Below are 19,231 nucleotides of genomic sequence, written 5' to 3'. Positions count from 1 at the left end.
TACCTCCTTAATTATCCATTTTCTTAGATTTTTTCTTAAATACAAATACTGATGCTGCAACTAATGCTGCTGCTAAGACTAATAACACAACGATTGCTGCAATGGCACCTTTGTTATTTGAAGTTGTAACAACTTTTGGATTTTCATCTTTAGGTTTTTGTGGAGTTGTAGGTTGCTCTGGTTTGCTTTCAGGAGCAGGTTTTTGAACTTCTTTATCAGCTTGTTCTTGGGTGTCAGCAATTTTTTTACGTATTTGCAACAACTGTTCTTTTGTGGTTGCATCTTTTAACTCGTTCTTAAAACTTTCTTTTGATGCAGCATCTTTGATTTGATCAGCTTGCTGTGAAACTAAATTTAAAAGATAATTGAAACTTAGCTTTTGTGCAATTGTTAATTCTTTAGCTAATAAATCATTATTAGTTGCATTATTAACATCATCTAAAATACTTTGTTTAATATCTGGTGTTAAATCTTTAATTTCTTCAGAAATTGCTTTTGAAGTTTGGTTTGCATCATTTACCTTAACTTTTAGCACAGCTAAAGCATCTAAAGTAGGTTGTGCTAAGCTATCAAGCTTATCTATGCTTTGTAAACCATTTACCATCGCATCGTATTGTGCATTTAATGCTGTCAGTGAGTTAGAATAAGTGTTTTTTAAGGCTTGTGAAGCTAATCCAGCGATTAAAGTATCGATGTCTTGGTTCAATGTAGTTACTTGATTTTGTTTGTCTAATAATGCTGTAAGTTGGCTTGCAACTTTGTCTACATCGGTTTTGGTAAATGCTTTTGCTAAAAGATTTTCAAGAGCAGCTTTTTTAGACTCTTGCAATAATTTTGGTAAATCTTTGTTTACTGCATTTACAGCATCGGTGTATTTACTTCATTCTTGGAATGAATATTCTTCTTGAAGATGTTCGATGATTCGAGTAAGTTCAGATGAGTTATTAGTTGCATCAACACGAGCTAAGTAGTTGGATTTATCATCTAATTTAGCAATTAATGCTTTTGCTAATGTTTTTGCATCATCTAAGTTTGTAGAATTTACAACTAATGCTTTAGCAGTCTCTTTAAGATTGGCTTCATCTTGGTTAATTTGCGCTTGTGATAATAAATCAATTTTAGAACCAGAAACATTAGAAGCAATGCGATCTAAAACAGCTTGATATTCACGATATGATGCATCGGTTCAGACATTATTATCATTAGAAATCGGATCTAATAATAATAACTTGTATTTTGCAATTGCTAAATTACGTTCATTAATAACTGATTCAGTAACAGCTTTTAATGAATCTAAGGCTTCTTGCACTTTATCAGCTGTAATATATTGTGAATATACTATATTATCATCATTTTGCACCTCAGTTAACAACTGATTTGATAAAGCAGGGAACTTTAATTGGTATTTATCATTAAATGGATATGAATGAGCATCACGATATGCTTCGTATTCTTTAATTTTTGCACCGACAGTAGATTCTTCTAATGCAGCATATTTAGTATCAAATTGTTCATTTAGTTGTTTGTAATTATCTTCAGTTGTAGAATCACTAGAAGTATTAACTTTTGAACGAATTGATTCCACATGAGTTTTAAGATCATTGAAACTTGGATATTGATATTCGATTGGATTTAATAAATCAAATTTTGCAACATTTAACTGAGCAATTTGCTTGTTAAATGTTGGTAGTTTAATTAAATTATTTTTAGTTTTTTCAAGTTGATCAATCAATGCATTTGTAACTGATGTGGTTAAATTATTTGGATTTGCTAATGCAAATTTAGCTTCATTAACAGCATCTTGATATGGCTGATATGAAGTTTTTGTATATAAAGCAGGATTTACATAACCATTTAATAAATATTGCAGATAAGTAGCTGAAGAAACTTTAGCATCTGTTGGAAAAGGAACAGGTATTTTTATAGTATATTTTTCTGCATCCACATTAGCAGTTGCTTTAATGGTTGGAAAGTATAAAGCATCTACATATTTATCAACATAACGCTTAAGAGCTTGTCTTGTAACTCTTTGGATATTTTCTTCTGCTTTTGCATCTTTTTGAGTATCTGTCGTATCAGTTGTGTCTGCTGCACGTTTAGCTCTTGTATTTTTTGCTGGTTCAGTAGCTTTATCCTTAGAATCAATTAATTGCTTAAGAGCATGTTCAGCGTTTACATATGCATCCTTTGATTCTTCGGTTCGATTATTAGTATCATTTTGTTTTTCATAAGATGATTTTAATTTATTAATTGCTGTTTTATCTGCAACTTCCCCGGTAATTACATAAGGGTTAAATTGCACAATTTTTGGTTTTTTACCACTTCATTTAATTTTAAATCCAACTAAGTTTACACTGTTTATACCCTGTAAATAGGCCTCAGGTTTATATAAAGAAAATGTTACGATGTTGTTAAATAAGGTTCCAAGTCTTTTGTATTCATATTTACCATCTAATATATTATATGTAATTTGATAGACAATAGCATCTGATGGTTGTCCAGTCGAAACTACCATTAAGTTTTTATCTTTTCAGTTGGTATCAGCAACGTTATAATATAACTCACCAGTTTCTTCTTTTGGCTCTCAATAGGTAGTATAATCAGCATCCAGCATTGCAGCAGGTTCATGTTCTACCGAAGCAGCTTGATAATTAGTTCCAGAGAATCTAGGATCAGTTTTTGAATAATATTTTCCACCATTAACTTGGATTTCGTTGATTTCTAACAAACGATCGACTGGATAATCTTTTTTAATTAATAATTTTACATATCTAGCTTTAGTATCTGTTAAATTATTAACACCTCATCACTTAAATCTTGGATGTTCGGTATCAATAGTTCCACTATTGGTGCGAGCTAAAATATCTTCTAAGTTATTTGGATCGTTTCCGATTTCAAATAATGATTTTCATACGGTATTTTTATCATTTGTTTGAGCTACTAATACTTCTAAGTCTCTTGGATAATTATATGAGTTGTTATTTGCATAGATTTTTAATGATGTTAAATCAATATCAGAACCTAAATCATAAACAACTTCGTTATTTGCTTTTGGAGTTGAGATAAATTTAGTTGATGTATCGAAATCACCATCAAAACCACCATAGTTATTTTCAATGTTAGAAGCTTCTAAATCACTATCTACAATGCGACCAAAACGATCAAAGTCTTTAACTGTTACTGTCAATCCACTAAAGTAAATATCTTTTGATGTTGTATCAGTTTTAGTTTCGCCTAAACCAAAATCACTATTATCATATAAGTCTTTTGAGTATTGTAATCGAATGTATCTAACCGGCTTATCAGTTAGTTGTGTGCTATTATATAAATTAAATCAAGTTACACCATCAGTTGATGCTTGACTAATAAGGTATTCTGGAAGCGCACTTGCAAATTTGACATCTTTTAAAGTATAAATCTTTTGTAAATCTAATCCGAAACCACTTTTATCATTTACTTTAACTGATACTGTGTTTCCTTCTTTGGCAAATAATTTAAAGGTATCATTATTATATGATGATAATAATTTATCAGTGTTAACATTATAAGAATGATATATATAAGCAGTTGTTACCGGATTTTCAAGTGGGGTAATAAATAAATGTTTAATATCTCATGATGGTTTTGCTGTAAATCCAGTTGTAGGTTTAATACGGATACCATTATATTTATTAATATCAGTAATTTTAATTACATCATCACCTGTTGAATTAGTAATAGTTGATAAAATGGTAAAAGTATCATTAACATACCCTTGCACGATATATTTATCTAAAAAGTTTTCCCCTTGCACAAAGTGAATTGAACTAATCGCACTGTGACGATCAAAGTTTACATCAACATAGTCTCCAGAATAATCTACATTATTGCTATTATTATTATTATTAGAAACATTATTTGTTCCTGAACTACCAGATGCTGTAACTGATGTAGTAAGTTTAGTAACAGCATCTGAATCTGGATTAACAATATCATTGATTGATTGATCGGAAGTATATTTCATTACTGTAAAAGGATAATAATGCACTCCTTCAACAGCTTCATTAGGTCCATATATTTGTAAACCTGCTAGTTTTAATGGATTATTTCCTTGTTCTCTGTTTGTTGCTCTAGAAACAAGTGAGATATATTGAGTTTTTGCATATCCATATGTTTCATAGTATTCTGCTTTTGCATCTTCATCACTTTGTGCTTTAATATAATAATTATCATAACCTTTACCAAAATTCTTTCAAGTAGATGTGGCAGAATCATAATATTTAACTTGGATTAGCGGGAAACCTTTGTTAGTATCGCTTATATCTTGTTGGAAAGCAACAGCAGAAACTTCTGATAATTTATCTAATTTAAAGATAATTTGATCTAAATCTGCTGCATTTGTAATTCCAAAAGTTACTGTGGTAGAAAAATTGTCATCAGTTAATTTTTCTAATTCAGTTTTAGTTATAATAGTAGGATATTTCAACTTCGAAGTATCTATACCACTAAGATTATCGGTTGAATTTTTATAAAAATTATAATTTAGTTTTTGTAAATCATTTATATCTGTTTGTGGATTTACTAAGAATTCTAAAAGTCTAAATTCATCATTATTAGTAGTGTTGCTAACATTCTTAATTCTTACACCAATTACATCATCGATTGGTTTAGTAAGCTTAATTACCTTACGAACTGATGATTGGATTCCGGTTACCGTGGCAACGGATGCATTTTCACCATCAATATCATGTCACGAAGATTCTTTGATTTTTTTTTTTGTTAAATCAATTATATGTGTATTTCGTTCTTGTGTATTTTGTCTTTTCTCTGCAGTATATGTAGTAACATCCAAATCTGATGCATAATCTACATCATCTGCATAGAGTACTTGAATTTTAGCATTATCAAAGTGATCCTTGACATTATTATTTTCATATCCTGCATATCTTAATCAAAGTTCTCTGAATTGAATTGGTTTATCAAATAATGTTCCAAAGTATTTATTTTTGTTATCGGGTGGCATTGAACCTGTTTGATTTCCATAAATTAAAACTCTTTGGTTATTTTTTTGTAAAACTCATTTTACATCAGATTTAGAATCTTTGTTTTGTAAGTTTGTGATCACTTCTTGATTTCTCGGAACATCTCCAAGACTCTTGTGTAATTCATGATTTACAACTGGGATAAGTCATTGAATAAAGGGTTTAAGAACCTTGTTTCCAGCATTTACATCGACTGCTACACCATCGTAGTTATACTGATGTGATTCAATGGCACTCTTATATAAATTTACCCCTAATGTGAATGCATTAAGTGCATCATCATATTTATTTGCTTTAATATCAACAGCTGCATCAATTAGATGATTTGCTGCTGTTGATAAATCTTTAAGCATATTTGCTCAAGGTTTAATTTCTGAAAAGAATGCTTTGGTTTTTGTTGCTGTTGAGATTTTTAATAAATCCACAGCATCAGTTAAATTAGTTAAATCATCTTGTAATGTATATACATCATATAAATTAAATGCTTTAGTATTATATGTTTGTTTAAACTTATTAGCATGACTTTCTAAAGCAACTGAATCGGTATTAGCAACAGTGTTTGTTGCTGAATAAGGATTATCAAATAATCTTAATGCAATGGTACGTAACGCTTGTGCATCTTTGCTCTCTAAATCTGAATCATTTAAAAGATAATTAAATGATTGTACTCAAGCATCGTTAGATGATTGTCATACCTTTCATCCATAATTTGCTGTTTCAAATAATACGATGCGAGAAGCAAGTTTGGCTTGCATTGGTTTTACAATAATTCCATCTAATCCTTTAGTTAAAGATTGATTATTTGTAATAGATGGTAGATATGTTGATAAACCACCTAAAACCATATTTCCTTGATCTTCATATTTTTGTGTTGTCGGTCAATTTAATAATAAACTAACTCCACGATTTGCTTTATTTACAAAGTCACTTACATTTGATGCAACTTCTGCTGCATTAGGTTTAGGTAATTTTACAATCTCAATTTCTTTTGGTAATAAATTGTAATAATCTTGGTATTCGGTATTAGATACTAAAAATAAAGTTGATGCATCAAAATCTGAAAAAGCAGTAACGACTTTTTCTTTAATTCAAGATGTTAAATCATTTAAGATTTTAGTATTTAAATTCACATCATTGCTTGCATATAGCGCAATACGTTTAATACCAGCTGTTGCAAGTTGTCAAATTTTACTTTCTAAACTTGCTAAATCTGAATTATATGTATCTGCTGTAAAGTCACCTTGGTTAAATGGATTAATTGTATATACAAATCTTACTTTAGTAGATTCTCCAGTTGTTGCTAATTCTTTGATATTAGCAAGCTCACCTGGTGTATATAATAATTTTCATTGACTACTATGTTTTAAGTCGTCACTAGCAGCATATAAATATGTATTTAATTTATATTTAGATGCTCACGCAAAATAATCAAGACGATCTTGTTGTGATCACTGTGATTCTTTGAAATCATCTAATGTTCCACGCATTTTTATATCTGCATAGTCTTTAATGGTAAATTTTTCAATTTCATAACCATTAAGTTGTTTAAAGACTTCTGCTAAGGTAGTTGCAGCATAAAAAGCAGCATTAGTATTTTTTGCTAAAACAGAAACATATCCATCTTTTAAAGTTGAAATTCAATATGCATCAGTTTGAAGTCATAAATTATCTCCATAAGGTAGATTATTTGATAAATCTGATAATTTATTATCAACTAAAACATCTGAATCTCCATGAATCCCTACTAAAATATTTGTTTTACCTTTAACAAACCTTCTAGAAACAGAATATTTTAATCCTTTATCTTTAAAAATTGTTTCATATTTTGCTCTAGTAACAGAATCGATTCCATTTTCAAATACTAAATTGACTTCTCTAGTAACTAAAAAAGTTCGTTTTTGACTATTAGTTGTATCTGTTGAATATGAAATAGAATGCACATATGGAGTAATTTTATATGTGGTTGTCTGTCCTTGTTGGTCAGAAACACTTGATGTTGTTGAAGCAGTCTGACTTTGTCCTTGTGTAGGTGTTCCTGCTGAAGCAGCAGCAACACCAGCAAGTAGTCCTAAACTACCACTAGCACCAAGAAATAATTTTAATTTTCTTTTGATTTTCATTTCACCTCAATAAAGTAATAATTAGGTATAACTTTAAACTTTTATTAACATACAAATGTATGTTTTTATCTTTTTAAAGATATACAAAGAAATTATAAATGTTTTTTTTTTTTTTTTGCTTACATTATGCTATTAATTCGTTACTACTTTTAAAATCATTGAAATATGTAAGTTAAAACATTTCTGTCTATAAATAAGGTAAAAAAGTTTAATACTATTTATATTTTTACTTATTTAAGTTTTAAATATACACATTATTATTAAATTTTTTTGTATGTATATAAAATAAAAACCAATAAAAAACTAAAATTATTAAAATTTTGAACAAAAAATGTTTAACACTTTTATCAAAGTGTTAAACAACTATTTATAACCAAATTTACCCAATAAATTTAAATCATCATTTCACTTTTTAGCAACCTTAACTTTCAATGATAAGGTTGTGGGTAATCCAAATTGATGTGCGATTTTGATACGTGCCGATTTTCCTATTGCTTTAATTTTTTCGGCATTTTTTCCTATTAACATTCCTTTTTGTGAATCTTTTTTAACATAAATAACTGCATCGATTATTATTTTTTGAGGATCAGATTCATCGAATTCCAAGATTTCAACAGCAATTGAATGTGGTAATTCTTCATATAATAAATTAATTGCTGATTCACGAATAATTTCTTTAGCAATAAATCGCATCGATTTATCTGTGATATATTCGCTATCATATTGTGCTTGTCCATCATAAGCATATGTTTTAATTAAATCTATTAATGCATTAATAGATTTATCATTATTGATGTTTGTTGAAATAATATGTTCAAAATTATACGCAAGTAATTGCTGCATTTTTTGTTGTAAAAGTTCAGGTTTACCTTGAATTTTATCAATTTTAGAAATTACAGCAATTTTGTGTTTTACATTCTGTATTTTTTCTAAAATCATTTTATCACCATTACCGAGATTCTCATCAGCAGGACTTAAAAACAACAAAACATCAACATCTTTAGTTGCTTCATAAGCATTTTTATTTAAAGCTTGTCCTAACTTATTTTCAGGTCTATGGATTCCGGGTGTATCAGTAAAAATAATTTGGTAATTATCATCGTTATAAATACCTGTTATTTGATCTCGAGTAGTTTGAGCAGTATCTGTAACAATTGCAACATTGTAACCGATAATAGCATTTAATAAACTGCTTTTTCCAACATTAGGTCTACCAAGAATGCTTGCAAAACAAATTTTCATTATTTAATATTCTCCGAATGAATGGGATATGGACAAAGTTCGATCAATTTATTAATACGAACTTTGCTAGCATCATTGCTATATTGATAAATCAATGCATCATCAGGCATAAATTCTGTCATTACTTGCCTACATCCTGCACACGGGCTTACTTCTGATTTTCCTGAAGAAATAATATGTATTTCCTTGAATTTTCCAACTCTTCCACCATAAGCTACCGAACCAAACAAGGCACTTCTTTCGGCACATAAACCAGATGGATATGCAGCATTTTCTACATTAACACCTTTGTATTGATTTCCATTTTCATCAATTGCAATTGCTGCAACTGCAAATTTTGAATATGGACAATATGAATATTTTAATAATTCTTTTAATTCTTCAACATTTATTTTCATTTTATCCCCTTGTGATTTTTAATGGATTAAAAATTATATCTACAATACTATCCATTTGTTGTTTTTGACTTTCATTTAAATGATCATAACCTTGCAAATGTACCAATCCATGTGTAAATAAATAACAAAATTCACGTTTAAGTGAATGATTAAACTCTTTTGCTTGCATCTTCATTTTATGTCAACATATTACTAGCTCACCTAAAAAATAAATCGGTAGTTTGTCATATAAATTATTTTCTTGAAAACTAAATGAAAGAATATCGGTTACATAATCTTTATTACGATACTCTGAATTAAGTTGTTTAATTTTATTTTTTGAAACAAAGCTTACATCTAAAATAATTTGCTTATTTTTATCAATTTTAAAATAATTAGCAAAATTATTTAAAATATCATACATTTGATTGATAAAAATATCAGTATTTTTAGGTTGATTAGAAAGGTTGATTTGCAGGTTATATTTAAACATAGCATAATTATATAAAATTAGTTAAATAAATGTATAAATCAGTTATAAATATATTTATAAATTAATTCTTTTGATTCAATTAAACGAACTGGGATAAATTCAAGGTTTTTTTGTTTTAAAAACATTGATAAATCTGAATTTTTGATAATAATTTCTTCATTTTCATTTATTGCATCAATATTAATTTGATATTGATGCAATTTATCTTCAAAATTAAAGTCAATTTGATAGTTTTTTAATGCTAATTTATCGTAAGTTATATTTCTTAAAATCAACTCATTATTATTTTGTTTAATTATCACCTGCTGATATTTATTAATCGACTGATACATAATCAAATAAATAAACATCGCAAACAATGCTAACAATGAAAAAAGTAGTAAATATTCTAAAAAACTAATTTTGTACTTTTTCAAGATTAATTACTCGCGAATCAGCAAAAAGATATTTATTATTATGTGAAATTTCTACTACTTTTTTGTTTTTCAAAATATATCGAAGTGGTTTTTGGACCATCAAAAAAATCTCTTGTGAAATCGATTCAAACGCTTCATCAAGTAAAACTACATCGTAATCTAAAATAAAAATTCTTAACAACTTGATTATTTGCATTTGTCCACTTGATAAGGAATTGATATTTATATTTTCTATATCATCCAAATTTGCTTTTTTTAAAATAGGATATAGCCTAAATCTATTAATGGTATCATTGAAACCAAAAGAATCAGATATCATTAAATATTCAGATATAGACATATCTAATTTTTGATTTTTATCCCCTACATAATAAATTTTTTCACGTATTTGGTTATTGTGTAAATTTATTTTTTGATCATTGATTAAGATTTCCCCATAATCAATTTGATATTTACCACTAATGATGTTGCATAATGTAGTTTTGCCACTACCATTATCACCTTTGATGATATGTTTTTGATCAATTATGAGCCTTGGAATATTAACAACTTTGTAATTAGGATTGCTATTATATGAAAAGGATACATATGATAGATGTATTTTATCAATCGAATTGATATTCTCTAAAAGATTTGAATTTGCAGGTTTACCAGTGCTAAAAATATTAAGCATAGTTTTGCTAATCTTATAATCCTTTGACATCTGAAGTGCTTGTGGAATAAATTTAAGAGGTCTGATAAACAAATTTGATGCTGTGATAAAAAATAACAGTTCATATACTTTCAAATTCTGCGATCATATTTGAAATGTTCCATAAATTAGGATGCAAAATGGATAAAAAACATCTAAAAACAATTCAAAATGATTAAAATTTTGCATCTGTAAATTAAAATTAGAATTTTCTTGTATATATGCTGCATAATCATTCAATAAATTCTTTTGATATAAATTTGCAAATGTATAATCAAAATTATCTTTTAAAATATTAATATAATTATTGATTTGTTTATCGGTCAGAATACTTTGAGCAACAATTTGATTTTTGTTTTTAAAATACCAAAACATATAAATGCTAGCAAAAACACTTGTAATTATTCCAAAAGCACCTACAATAAATAACAATTTTTTATTTATAGCAAAAATAATAATCAATGAGATGATAAAACTGATTATGTTTACAAAAACCTTAGACAAAAAAGTCTTTTTATGAATTAAGTAATTCATTAAAGAACTGATGCGATTTTTTATCTCTATTTCACCTAATTGATTAATAATTTTAATATTTTGATGACTTCAAGATTTCAATAAATTATTGAATTCTTTTGAATAACTAGTCAATACTTTATTTTCAAAGATTCTCGTGATCATTATTTGAATTAAACTAATAATTACAAATAAAATAATAAAAAATCCATTCATTAATCATAATTCCTTTTTAAGATGAAATGGAATTATATTTTCAAAAATATATTTTGTTGTTAATGGTGTAATAAGTGAAATAATTATTTGCAGCAAATACATAAAAATCAACTTTATGGAAATACTTAAACCACCGAAATAAGTATTTCTATACTTTTTTATTATTTGTTTTTGTGCTGCTTTATCTTTACTTATTTTGACCAATATTCCTCGATATAACTTTAAAAAAATATTTTTATCTTGTTTTATTCTTCCTTGTTTTGGATCATAGATTAACAATTTATTTCCTTGCACTTCTTCAATTAGCACCATATGTTGCATATTTTGATTTAAGATTATTGCAGCAAGTGGATATTCATCAACATCAAGTTTTTCAAAATCTTTTACACTACATTTAAAACTTTGTAACTGATATTGGTATTGTGATAAAGTTTTTTGAAAATGAAATAGACTTATACCTTCTTCATCATAACTAACATTTAACTTTAATTGGTTTATATCATATTGTTCGTTATAGTATTTATTTGCTAGATGTATAAATACATATAACGAACAATCTCTTGAATCAATTTGTTTATACATAATTTTTATATTATTTTTTAAAAAAAAGTTACTAATAAGGAACAAAAAATGTGAATATTATGTAAATAATTTAAAAATATGACAAAAATTAGTATAATTACAAAATAAACAAAGGGGTAAAATGGAAGTAAAAACTAAAAGAAAGTTATTTTGATTTTCTGCTCTTGCAACAACTGTTACTGCTGGTGCTTTTGGTTTATCAATTGCAGTTTTAAATACAGGAGCAAGTGATAGAAAATATTATGAATATAAATATTCAACACTTGAATCTTATATAAATTCTGTTAAATTACCTGGTTTAGCAGATCAGCAAGTGAAAAATTTATTACAAAAAGCAGATGTTAATTATCATAATCCTAATCAATTTGATGATTTAGATTTTTTATATCAACAATTTCGTGAAATTTTAAAACAAGCATTGAAACCACGATTAGATAAATTTACTAATTATAATATTTCATTAATTGTCCAAACACAAAACACTAAACAATTAGTGGATGCTTGAAATAGCATTGATAATATTGAAGAATTTTATCAAATCTTGCCTAAAATCAAGGATGTTAATAAACAAAACCAATTAGAAACAGAATTTAGAGCAAGCATTACACCAGATAATACATCGGCTGTTTTAGCAAAAGCACAAATGGAAATACAAAAATAAAATCGTCTTTTGACGATTTTATTTTGGTTTTGCTATTAAAAAATTTATATTCTTGTCTTTTTGACTTCATTTAATTTCATAACCTGTTTTAATATTTTGATTATTATATTCTGATTTATGTAAATCATTAGTTTGATAAATTATTTTTCAGTTATTTTGTATTAACGAATCAAGTGAAAATTCAAAAAGTTTGTCATTATCTGTCTTAAATCATAACTTTCCACCTTGTCCTAATAATTGCTTATATGTATCTAAAAATGTTTTATATGTTAGTCGTCTTTTAAAATGTGCATTCTTAGGTCATGGATCACTGAAGGTAAGTCAAATTTTATCACAAGTTCCTTTGAATATTTCATTTATTTTAATCGCATCAGCAGTTATAATAAATAAGTTAGTCAAATTAAGTTCTTCAATTTTTTTGAGAATTTTAACTGCAACAGTTGCATATTTTTCAAGAGCATAATATTTGATATCAGGATTTTGCTTTGCAAGGGCTGTTATCATTTCACCCTTACCTGCACCTATTTCAATAACATCAGTGTGATTTAATTGTATCGGAAATTCTTTTAGATAATAAATAGATTCATTTAATTTACCTTGTGCATTTTTATCAAATCTTAACCTCATATACTCCTTATATTAATAATTTCATTCAAGAAAAAAAGAATTTTTCAAAGATGTTGTAATCTTTATTTAACTTTGGATTATCTGTTAAATCACTGCAATATTTATCATATTCATCAAAAATATCATTAACTTGCGCAACTGCATCTCCATAAATAATATCCATTGTTTCATACTGCGAATTCATACTACGACTATCTAAATTAGCACTACCTGCTCAAGCAATTTGTGAATCAATGATACCGATTTTAGAATGCATAAAATGGTCATTATATATTTTTACCTTTAACCCGTGTTTAATAAGTTTTTTAAGTTGTCATAATCCAATTTGATGCACTATTTTCTTATCTGGTAAGCCTGGAAAGTACACAGTTATTTCTACCCCACTTTTTAAACATAATAAAAATTGTCGATACAAAGCATCGGATGCTGAAAAATATGGTGATGCAATTTTAATACTTTCTTTAGCATTAGCAAATAACTTTAATCAAGTAAATTCGGAAACAGAATGTGGAAAACTTGGTGATTCAGCAACTAAAACAGAATGATTGCGATGGTCATCATCGCAAATTGATGACAAATATTGAGTAGGTTTTAGTTCTTCTTTAGCAAAAATATGTCAAAGTTTTAAAAAAAGCAAGATATAAACATTAACATATTCACCTGTTATTTTATAATTAACATCAATTCAGTGCCCATATTTTTTTGATAATGAAGCATATTCATCAGAAATATTATTTCCGCCAGAAAACACTATTTGTGAATCTATAATAATAAATTTTTGATGGTTGCGGTTAAAACTTGCGGCATTAATAAATGGATAATAAATTTTACCAATATAAATAATTTTAATACCTAACTTAATTAATTTCTTTATTTGTTTTTTTTGAGAATGATATGCACCAAAAAAATCAATTAATCATCTTATTTCGATACCTTGTGAGTGTTTTTGTTTAATAAGATCTAAAAACTCTTTTGAAATTTCGCTTTTTTTGATTATATATGAAATAATAAATACTGATTTTTGAGCATTTTTTATTGCTTCAAATAATGTTTTATAAAACCGATAACCTTCGTTATAAAAATGGTATTGGGAACTTTTGGTCTTGGTATCATTAATGCGAGCAACAGCCTTTAAATTTGCATCATAACATTCATGTGTGCTAGTTAATCCGAGCGATTCGTATGTATTAATTTTATATCTAGGATCATTTTTTAGTTTGATTTCACTTCTGTTTCGTGAAATTCAACCAAAACCAAAGAAAAGAGCATGTCCTACAACCGGGAATAAAATTAAGATATATAATCAACCTAATTTTGCTTCAAAATTGCGTCGTTGTAAACCAATAAAAAACACAAAAAAAGTATTAACAAAATAAGCTATTGTCAAAAATAAGTAAATATAGTTAGTATTAATCAAAAATAACAGACTTGCTATCCCTGCTAATAAAGCAAAAAGAAAAATAAATTGAGCTATAAAGATAAAAAATCTTTTACTAAAAATCCCTGTTTTCATAATTTAATGAAATACGCAATATCAATCAATATTGCGTATATTTTTATTCTGGTTTATAACCTTTTCCAGCACGGATTTTTCCATTTTCTCCGTGTACATAGTATGTACCGTTATGTTTTTTAGCTAAATCACGAGCATATGGAATTGCTTCTTTTTGAGTATCAAATGTAATAGTAGCACGTTCTGAACCTTCACGTGATACTCTTCATTTACCTTTCTCTTTATCTAATGTGATATGTCAGGTAGGTTTTAAGTCTTTTTTCTCAACTAACTTGTCTGCCATTATTTATCTAACTCCTCTATTCTTGATTGGTGTCTACCACCTTCATAATTTGTTTTTAAATACTCATCAACCATTTTTTTAGCATTTTCTGGAGCAATTTGACGTCCTCCGAATGCTAAAACATTGGCATTATTGTGTAATTTTGCTAAATGAGCATCTTCTAACGAAGTAACTCTAGCAGCTCGAATGTGTTTATGACGATTTAGTGCATATGAAATTCCTAAACCTGTACCACATACCCCGATACCAAATGCAGGATCTTCTTTATCCATATATTCAGCTAATTTATGTCCTTGAGTCGCATATGAACTTGGAACTGCATCAGTGTTTGGTCCTAAATCAACTACTTTATAACCTAAAGATTCAACATAATTTTTAAGTTCTTCTTTAAGTTTATAACCGGCATGATCGCTTGCAAAAGCAACAATTTTTTTATCCATTTTATTCCTTTTTTGTGTATTTTTCTGTATTATACTAAATTCTTATAGTATTATAAAGAAAAAATGAAATTTTACATAAGAATTATAAAAATCTTAAATTGTTTTGTTTGCTTGATTTATAGCAAATTTTAAATAATATGGTAGAATTAATAAATATGAAGACTAATCATAAAGTAGCAATGTCTTGTAGTGAATGTCGTCGTAAAAATTACACAACTAATAAGAGTTTAGGTAAAACTGAACGCTTAACTGTTAAAAAACATTGTATCCATTGTCACAAACATACAATACATAAAGAAGAGGTTTAAATGTCACAAGAAAACGAACATATCGTTAAACCGAAGCGAAAAAAACGTTTTTGGATGCGCAAGCTAGTTAAAGAGGTTAGACGTGTTAGATGACCCGATGCAAAAACAAATTCAATTAACTTTGTAAAAATTTTAATTTTTACTGTAATATTCACTATTTTTGTAACAGCCTTATCATTTGGCTTTACACATTTATTCAAATTATGAAACATTTAGGAGGCTTATGAGTAATTTGAAATGATATATGATTTCTACCGTTAGAGGTAAAGAACAACAAGTTATCGAATCATTAAATAACCGAATAGTTGCTGAAGATTTATTACATGATTTTGATTTAACCGCAACACCACAAGGAGCATTTAAAATCTTTCAACGTCCAACACTAACTTCTAAAGAACATCAAAAGAAATTAGAAGGTAATGAATTTAAGGTTAAATATGTAAATTTATATCCAGGTTATATTTTTGCTCATATGCATATGTCTGATAAAGCTTGATTCTTGGTGCGTAACACTCAATATGTTACTGGATTGGTTGGTTCTTCTGGTAAGGGAGCAAAACCTACTCCAGTATCTAATCTTGAAATTACTAAAATGCATAAAAAAGAAAAAGAAGCACAACGACGTTTTGATTCAGGTGAATACAATTTCGGTTTAGAAGAACATAATTTTGTTGAAGTTATTGAAGGTCCATATACTGGTTATGTTGCAGAAGTAATAGCGATTGATCATAAAAATAAAGAAGTGACTTTGTTGATTGAAAGTTATGGTAAAAAATCTGAAGTAACAGTTGATTTAGATTCGGTTCGCTTAGCAGATAAATAATTGATCAAAAATAAAGGATGCAATTAGCATCCTTTATTTTTCTTACTTAAAATTAATATAATCTGATATTTTTTTAGCAGCAATTGCTCCATCTGAGGCAGCTGTGATAATTTGACGAATATCTTTAGTTCGGATGTCACCTGCAGCAAAAATTCCTTTAATTCGAGTTTGCATAAATTCATCGGTTTCAATAAATCCATTTTTATCTAAAATATTGAGGTTTTTAGCAAATGTTGTGGTAGGAACCATTCCAATGTAAGGGAAAAATGATCCAATTGAAATAGTTGTTTCATTTCCGTTTTTATCTACAATAACAGCAGATTCTAACGAATCATGTCCTTGTAATTCTTTAATTTGTGATTCACGATAAACAGTAACATTTGGCTTAGCAAGTAATTCATCAACTAATCTTTTTTCTGCTGTGAAATCTGCATCTTTGATTACAATATGTACATGTGAAGCAATATTGGTTAAATAAGTTCCTTCTTCAACTGCTGAATTACCTGCACCAAGCACCAATGATGGAAATCCTTTATAAAGTGGACCATCACAAATTGCACAATAACTAACTCCGCGGTTTAAAAATTCTTGAAAGTTTTTAATAAAGTTTGGTTCGCGGTTTTTCATTCCGGTTGCTATCAATACAGTGCGACCAAATACTGATTTCCCGTTTGTTAATTTAACTTCTTTTTCATAATCCGAATGGTTAATCAGTTCTTCAACTTCACCATATTGATATTTTGCACCAAATTTTTTAGCATGTTCTAAAAAATGTGTTGCAAGTTGTCACCCTTCAGTCATTTCGGTTCCAAGTCAATTTTCCACTTTATTTGTTACCACTAATTTTCCACCAGGTGCGCCTTTTTCAATAAAAATTGTTTTTAATTCTGCACGTGAAGCATATAATGCTGCATTTAAACCAGCAGGTCCTGCTCCAATAATAACTAAATCATAAATTTCTTTTTCCATAATAACTCCTTATTTAATTCAACTTATTTAAATCATATATAAGAATATGCTTTTTTAAACATATGTGTTATTGATGTAGCATCAACATATTGAAAGTAAGCATTTTGATCTTGATATTGATAGAATTTAAACACTTTATGTCTGTATTCTACTTTATATTTAACTTTAGCTCACATTTGATAGTAAATAAATACTAATACACCGACAACAACAAATGCTATCGCAACATATTGATATAATCCATATGCTTCTTCACGCAGTGGTTCCATCGCCATACGTAGCAGTCCGTATCAAATTAAGTATAAACCAATGCTGCTTCCAGGTTTAAAGATACCAAAGAAGTTTATTACTCATACAATTAAAATATATCCAACTAAGTTTGCTAATCCTTCATATAAGAATAATGGATAACGATATGCTCCGTTTAATCCCATTGAATTAGTTAAAGCATCTGAGATATACATATTTTGTGCAAAGGTTTTACCAAAGATTAATGAACTTTGTCCGCTTCAATCGATTTTTCCATAAACTTCATGGTTTGCATAGTTACCCCAACGACCAATAAATTGACCTATTAAGATGGTAGGAATAATTATTGATGCAGCTTTTCGAATATCTAAGTGTTTGCGTTGTGTATAAACATAAAATAAATCTACTAAAATCGTTACTACAAGTCCACCTTGAATACTTAATCCACCCTCTCAGATTTTATACCAAGCTGAACCTTTAAATGGTTCATCTTGATAAATAAGTTGCTCGATTATATATCCAAGACGTGAACCTAAAATCCCAAGTGGGATGGTAATAATGATTAACACAAAGAGTTTATCCATATTTAACTTCTCTCGTTTTCAAAAATAAATGATTGTTAAAATGGATGCTAAATAACCGAGCATAATCATTAATGAATATACCTGCACGCTAAATGAACCAATACTAAATAAAGGTGCATCTGGTATCCCTTCGTGCTTTGCTGTTTCAGGTACTCATATCGGAATACTAGTCATCTAGTTCTAACCTCCTTTTTTCTATTTCTTTCAAGATATCAAGTCCATCGTGACGCGATAAATAGGCACTGACAGCAGCTTCAATTAATGAAGCAGCTGAACCCCCTTCTTTGATTGGAACTTGTATTTTCTTAATGCTACGACCTAAAATTGGGTATTTAAGAAAATCGACTCCAATGCGATCTAACTCATTTTGTTTTTCAGTACGAACCAATTCAACAACTAAATTGATAATCGATGATGGTGCTACAGCTCGAATTCCGTATGTATATTTTACATCAATTATACCAATTCCACGTACTTCTAACATATTTTGAGTTATTTTTGGTGATTTACCGATAAATAAATTTCCATTATCTTTGATTAAAACTGAATCATCACTAATTAAAACATGACCTTTTTGCACTAACTCTAAGGCTGCTTCAGATTTTCCTATCCCTGATACACCTGTTATCAAAACACCAGTACCACCTACTAAAACTAAACAACCATGTACTAATTTTTCATCTGCAAAATGGTTGTTTAAATAAGACCCGATATTGGTTGCTATATAAGATGAAGACATCGGAGTCAAGCAAACTGGTACACCATATTTATCAGCCATTAATTGAATCCAACTTAAAGCAGGTTTAGAAATGCGTCTTGAAAGCAGCACCAATGGTGGATTACCTAAAAACACATGTTCAATTGCTCGCAATGCTGCTACTCTCCCGATGCTTTGAAATCATATAGATTCGGTGGTTCCTCATGAAATTATATTTCCTGATAAATCACTATTTCCGATATGTTCGGTTAATTCCAGACCAACTTGTTTTATTGCAGGCCGATACACACATCCTCAATTAACTTTATTTAAATCATTATTTAAAAGTTTTAAATTAAAGAAGTTCACAATATGTCTAACACTGATATTTTTACGATTCATATTA

At 28.2% G+C, this 19,231-nt stretch carries 17 protein-coding genes; 4 read left to right on the top strand and 13 right to left on the bottom strand.

What is annotated here, in order from left to right; all coding sequences use genetic code 4:
* Window positions 1-7: 7 nt before the first annotated feature.
* The 6 genes from ACXYRP_RS00325 to ACXYRP_RS00300 all read right to left on the bottom strand — a co-directional run bounded on the left by ACXYRP_RS00325 (window position 8) and on the right by ACXYRP_RS00300 (window position 11,671).
* Window positions 8-7,141, bottom strand: a complete 7,134-nt coding sequence (locus ACXYRP_RS00325; protein ID WP_458614956.1) for a beta-N-acetylglucosaminidase domain-containing protein — start codon at window positions 7,139-7,141, stop codon at window positions 8-10.
* A gap of 363 nt (window positions 7,142-7,504) precedes the next feature.
* Window positions 7,505-8,383 (bottom strand): GTPase Era, encoded by an 879-nt coding sequence (era, locus tag ACXYRP_RS00320; protein WP_458614955.1) that lies wholly within the window; start codon window positions 8,381-8,383, stop codon window positions 7,505-7,507.
* On the bottom strand, window positions 8,383-8,781 hold the full coding sequence (gene cdd / locus ACXYRP_RS00315) for a cytidine deaminase (protein WP_458614954.1): 399 nt from the start codon (window positions 8,779-8,781) through the stop codon (window positions 8,383-8,385). The genes era and cdd overlap by 1 nt, the downstream gene beginning before the upstream one ends.
* Window position 8,782: 1 nt before the next feature.
* Window positions 8,783-9,253, bottom strand: a complete 471-nt coding sequence (ybeY, locus tag ACXYRP_RS00310; protein WP_458614953.1) for an rRNA maturation RNase YbeY — start codon at window positions 9,251-9,253, stop codon at window positions 8,783-8,785.
* Window positions 9,254-9,270: 17 nt separating this feature from the next.
* Window positions 9,271-9,669: an MAG1140 family protein gene (locus ACXYRP_RS00305; RefSeq protein ID WP_458614952.1), complete on the bottom strand. Its 399-nt coding sequence runs from the start codon at window positions 9,667-9,669 to the stop codon at window positions 9,271-9,273.
* Window positions 9,650-11,671 (bottom strand): Mbov_0121 family peptidase domain-containing ABC transporter, encoded by a 2,022-nt coding sequence (locus ACXYRP_RS00300; RefSeq protein ID WP_458614951.1) that lies wholly within the window; start codon window positions 11,669-11,671, stop codon window positions 9,650-9,652. Before ACXYRP_RS00300 ends, ACXYRP_RS00305 begins: the two co-directional genes overlap by 20 nt.
* Window positions 11,672-11,792: 121 nt before the next feature.
* Here ACXYRP_RS00300 and ACXYRP_RS00295 point away from each other — a divergent pair, with 121 nt between their 5' ends.
* Window positions 11,793-12,332, top strand: a complete 540-nt coding sequence (locus tag ACXYRP_RS00295) for a hypothetical protein (protein WP_458607366.1) — start codon at window positions 11,793-11,795, stop codon at window positions 12,330-12,332.
* A gap of 18 nt (window positions 12,333-12,350) precedes the next feature.
* Here ACXYRP_RS00295 and trmB read toward each other — a convergent pair whose 3' ends face one another.
* Genes trmB through ACXYRP_RS00275 form a run of 4 tightly spaced genes read right to left on the bottom strand, consistent with a single transcriptional unit; the run spans window position 12,351 to window position 15,195 of the window.
* A complete protein-coding gene (gene trmB, locus ACXYRP_RS00290; RefSeq protein WP_458614950.1) occupies window positions 12,351-12,959 on the bottom strand; it encodes a tRNA (guanosine(46)-N7)-methyltransferase TrmB in 609 nt (202 codons plus the stop codon).
* Between the two features lie 7 nt (window positions 12,960-12,966).
* Window positions 12,967-14,472, bottom strand: coding sequence for a phospholipase D-like domain-containing protein (locus ACXYRP_RS00285; RefSeq protein ID WP_458607368.1), 1,506 nt, complete (start codon window positions 14,470-14,472; stop codon window positions 12,967-12,969).
* 43 nt (window positions 14,473-14,515) lie between these two features.
* The gene (locus tag ACXYRP_RS00280; protein WP_458607369.1) at window positions 14,516-14,755 is read right to left on the bottom strand and encodes a DUF2188 domain-containing protein; all 240 of its coding nucleotides are present in this window, start codon (window positions 14,753-14,755) and stop codon (window positions 14,516-14,518) included.
* Entirely contained in the window at window positions 14,755-15,195 is a 441-nt protein-coding gene (locus ACXYRP_RS00275) for an RpiB/LacA/LacB family sugar-phosphate isomerase (protein WP_458614949.1), read from the bottom strand. The genes ACXYRP_RS00280 and ACXYRP_RS00275 overlap by 1 nt, the downstream gene beginning before the upstream one ends.
* 155 nt (window positions 15,196-15,350) lie before the next feature.
* Between ACXYRP_RS00275 and rpmG the strand changes: the two genes are divergently transcribed.
* The 3 genes from rpmG to nusG are packed head-to-tail and all read left to right on the top strand — an operon-like array spanning window position 15,351 to window position 16,326.
* On the top strand, window positions 15,351-15,503 hold the full coding sequence (gene rpmG / locus ACXYRP_RS00270; protein WP_435130437.1) for a 50S ribosomal protein L33: 153 nt from the start codon (window positions 15,351-15,353) through the stop codon (window positions 15,501-15,503).
* The gene (gene secE, locus ACXYRP_RS00265; protein ID WP_458614948.1) at window positions 15,504-15,719 is read left to right on the top strand and encodes a preprotein translocase subunit SecE; all 216 of its coding nucleotides are present in this window, start codon (window positions 15,504-15,506) and stop codon (window positions 15,717-15,719) included.
* Window positions 15,720-15,726: 7 nt separating this feature from the next.
* The gene (gene nusG, locus ACXYRP_RS00260; RefSeq protein ID WP_458597324.1) at window positions 15,727-16,326 is read left to right on the top strand and encodes a transcription termination/antitermination protein NusG; all 600 of its coding nucleotides are present in this window, start codon (window positions 15,727-15,729) and stop codon (window positions 16,324-16,326) included.
* A gap of 42 nt (window positions 16,327-16,368) precedes the next feature.
* Here nusG and ACXYRP_RS00255 read toward each other — a convergent pair whose 3' ends face one another.
* From ACXYRP_RS00255 to hprK, 3 genes are read right to left on the bottom strand one after another with little or no spacing between them, the layout of a single operon-like run.
* Window positions 16,369-17,295, bottom strand: a complete 927-nt coding sequence (locus ACXYRP_RS00255; RefSeq protein ID WP_435130433.1) for an NAD(P)/FAD-dependent oxidoreductase — start codon at window positions 17,293-17,295, stop codon at window positions 16,369-16,371.
* Between the two features lie 23 nt (window positions 17,296-17,318).
* Window positions 17,319-18,302, bottom strand: coding sequence for a prolipoprotein diacylglyceryl transferase (gene lgt / locus ACXYRP_RS00250; protein ID WP_458614165.1), 984 nt, complete (start codon window positions 18,300-18,302; stop codon window positions 17,319-17,321).
* Entirely contained in the window at window positions 18,295-19,227 is a 933-nt protein-coding gene (gene hprK / locus ACXYRP_RS00245) for an HPr(Ser) kinase/phosphatase (protein ID WP_458614435.1), read from the bottom strand. Before hprK ends, lgt begins: the two co-directional genes overlap by 8 nt.
* Between the last annotated feature and the right edge of the window lie 4 nt (window positions 19,228-19,231).

It is taken from the genome of Mycoplasma sp. 5912, assembly GCF_054353835.1.
Note: the sequence above shows the minus strand (reverse complement) of the source record. Positions and strands in the feature narration are given on the sequence as shown.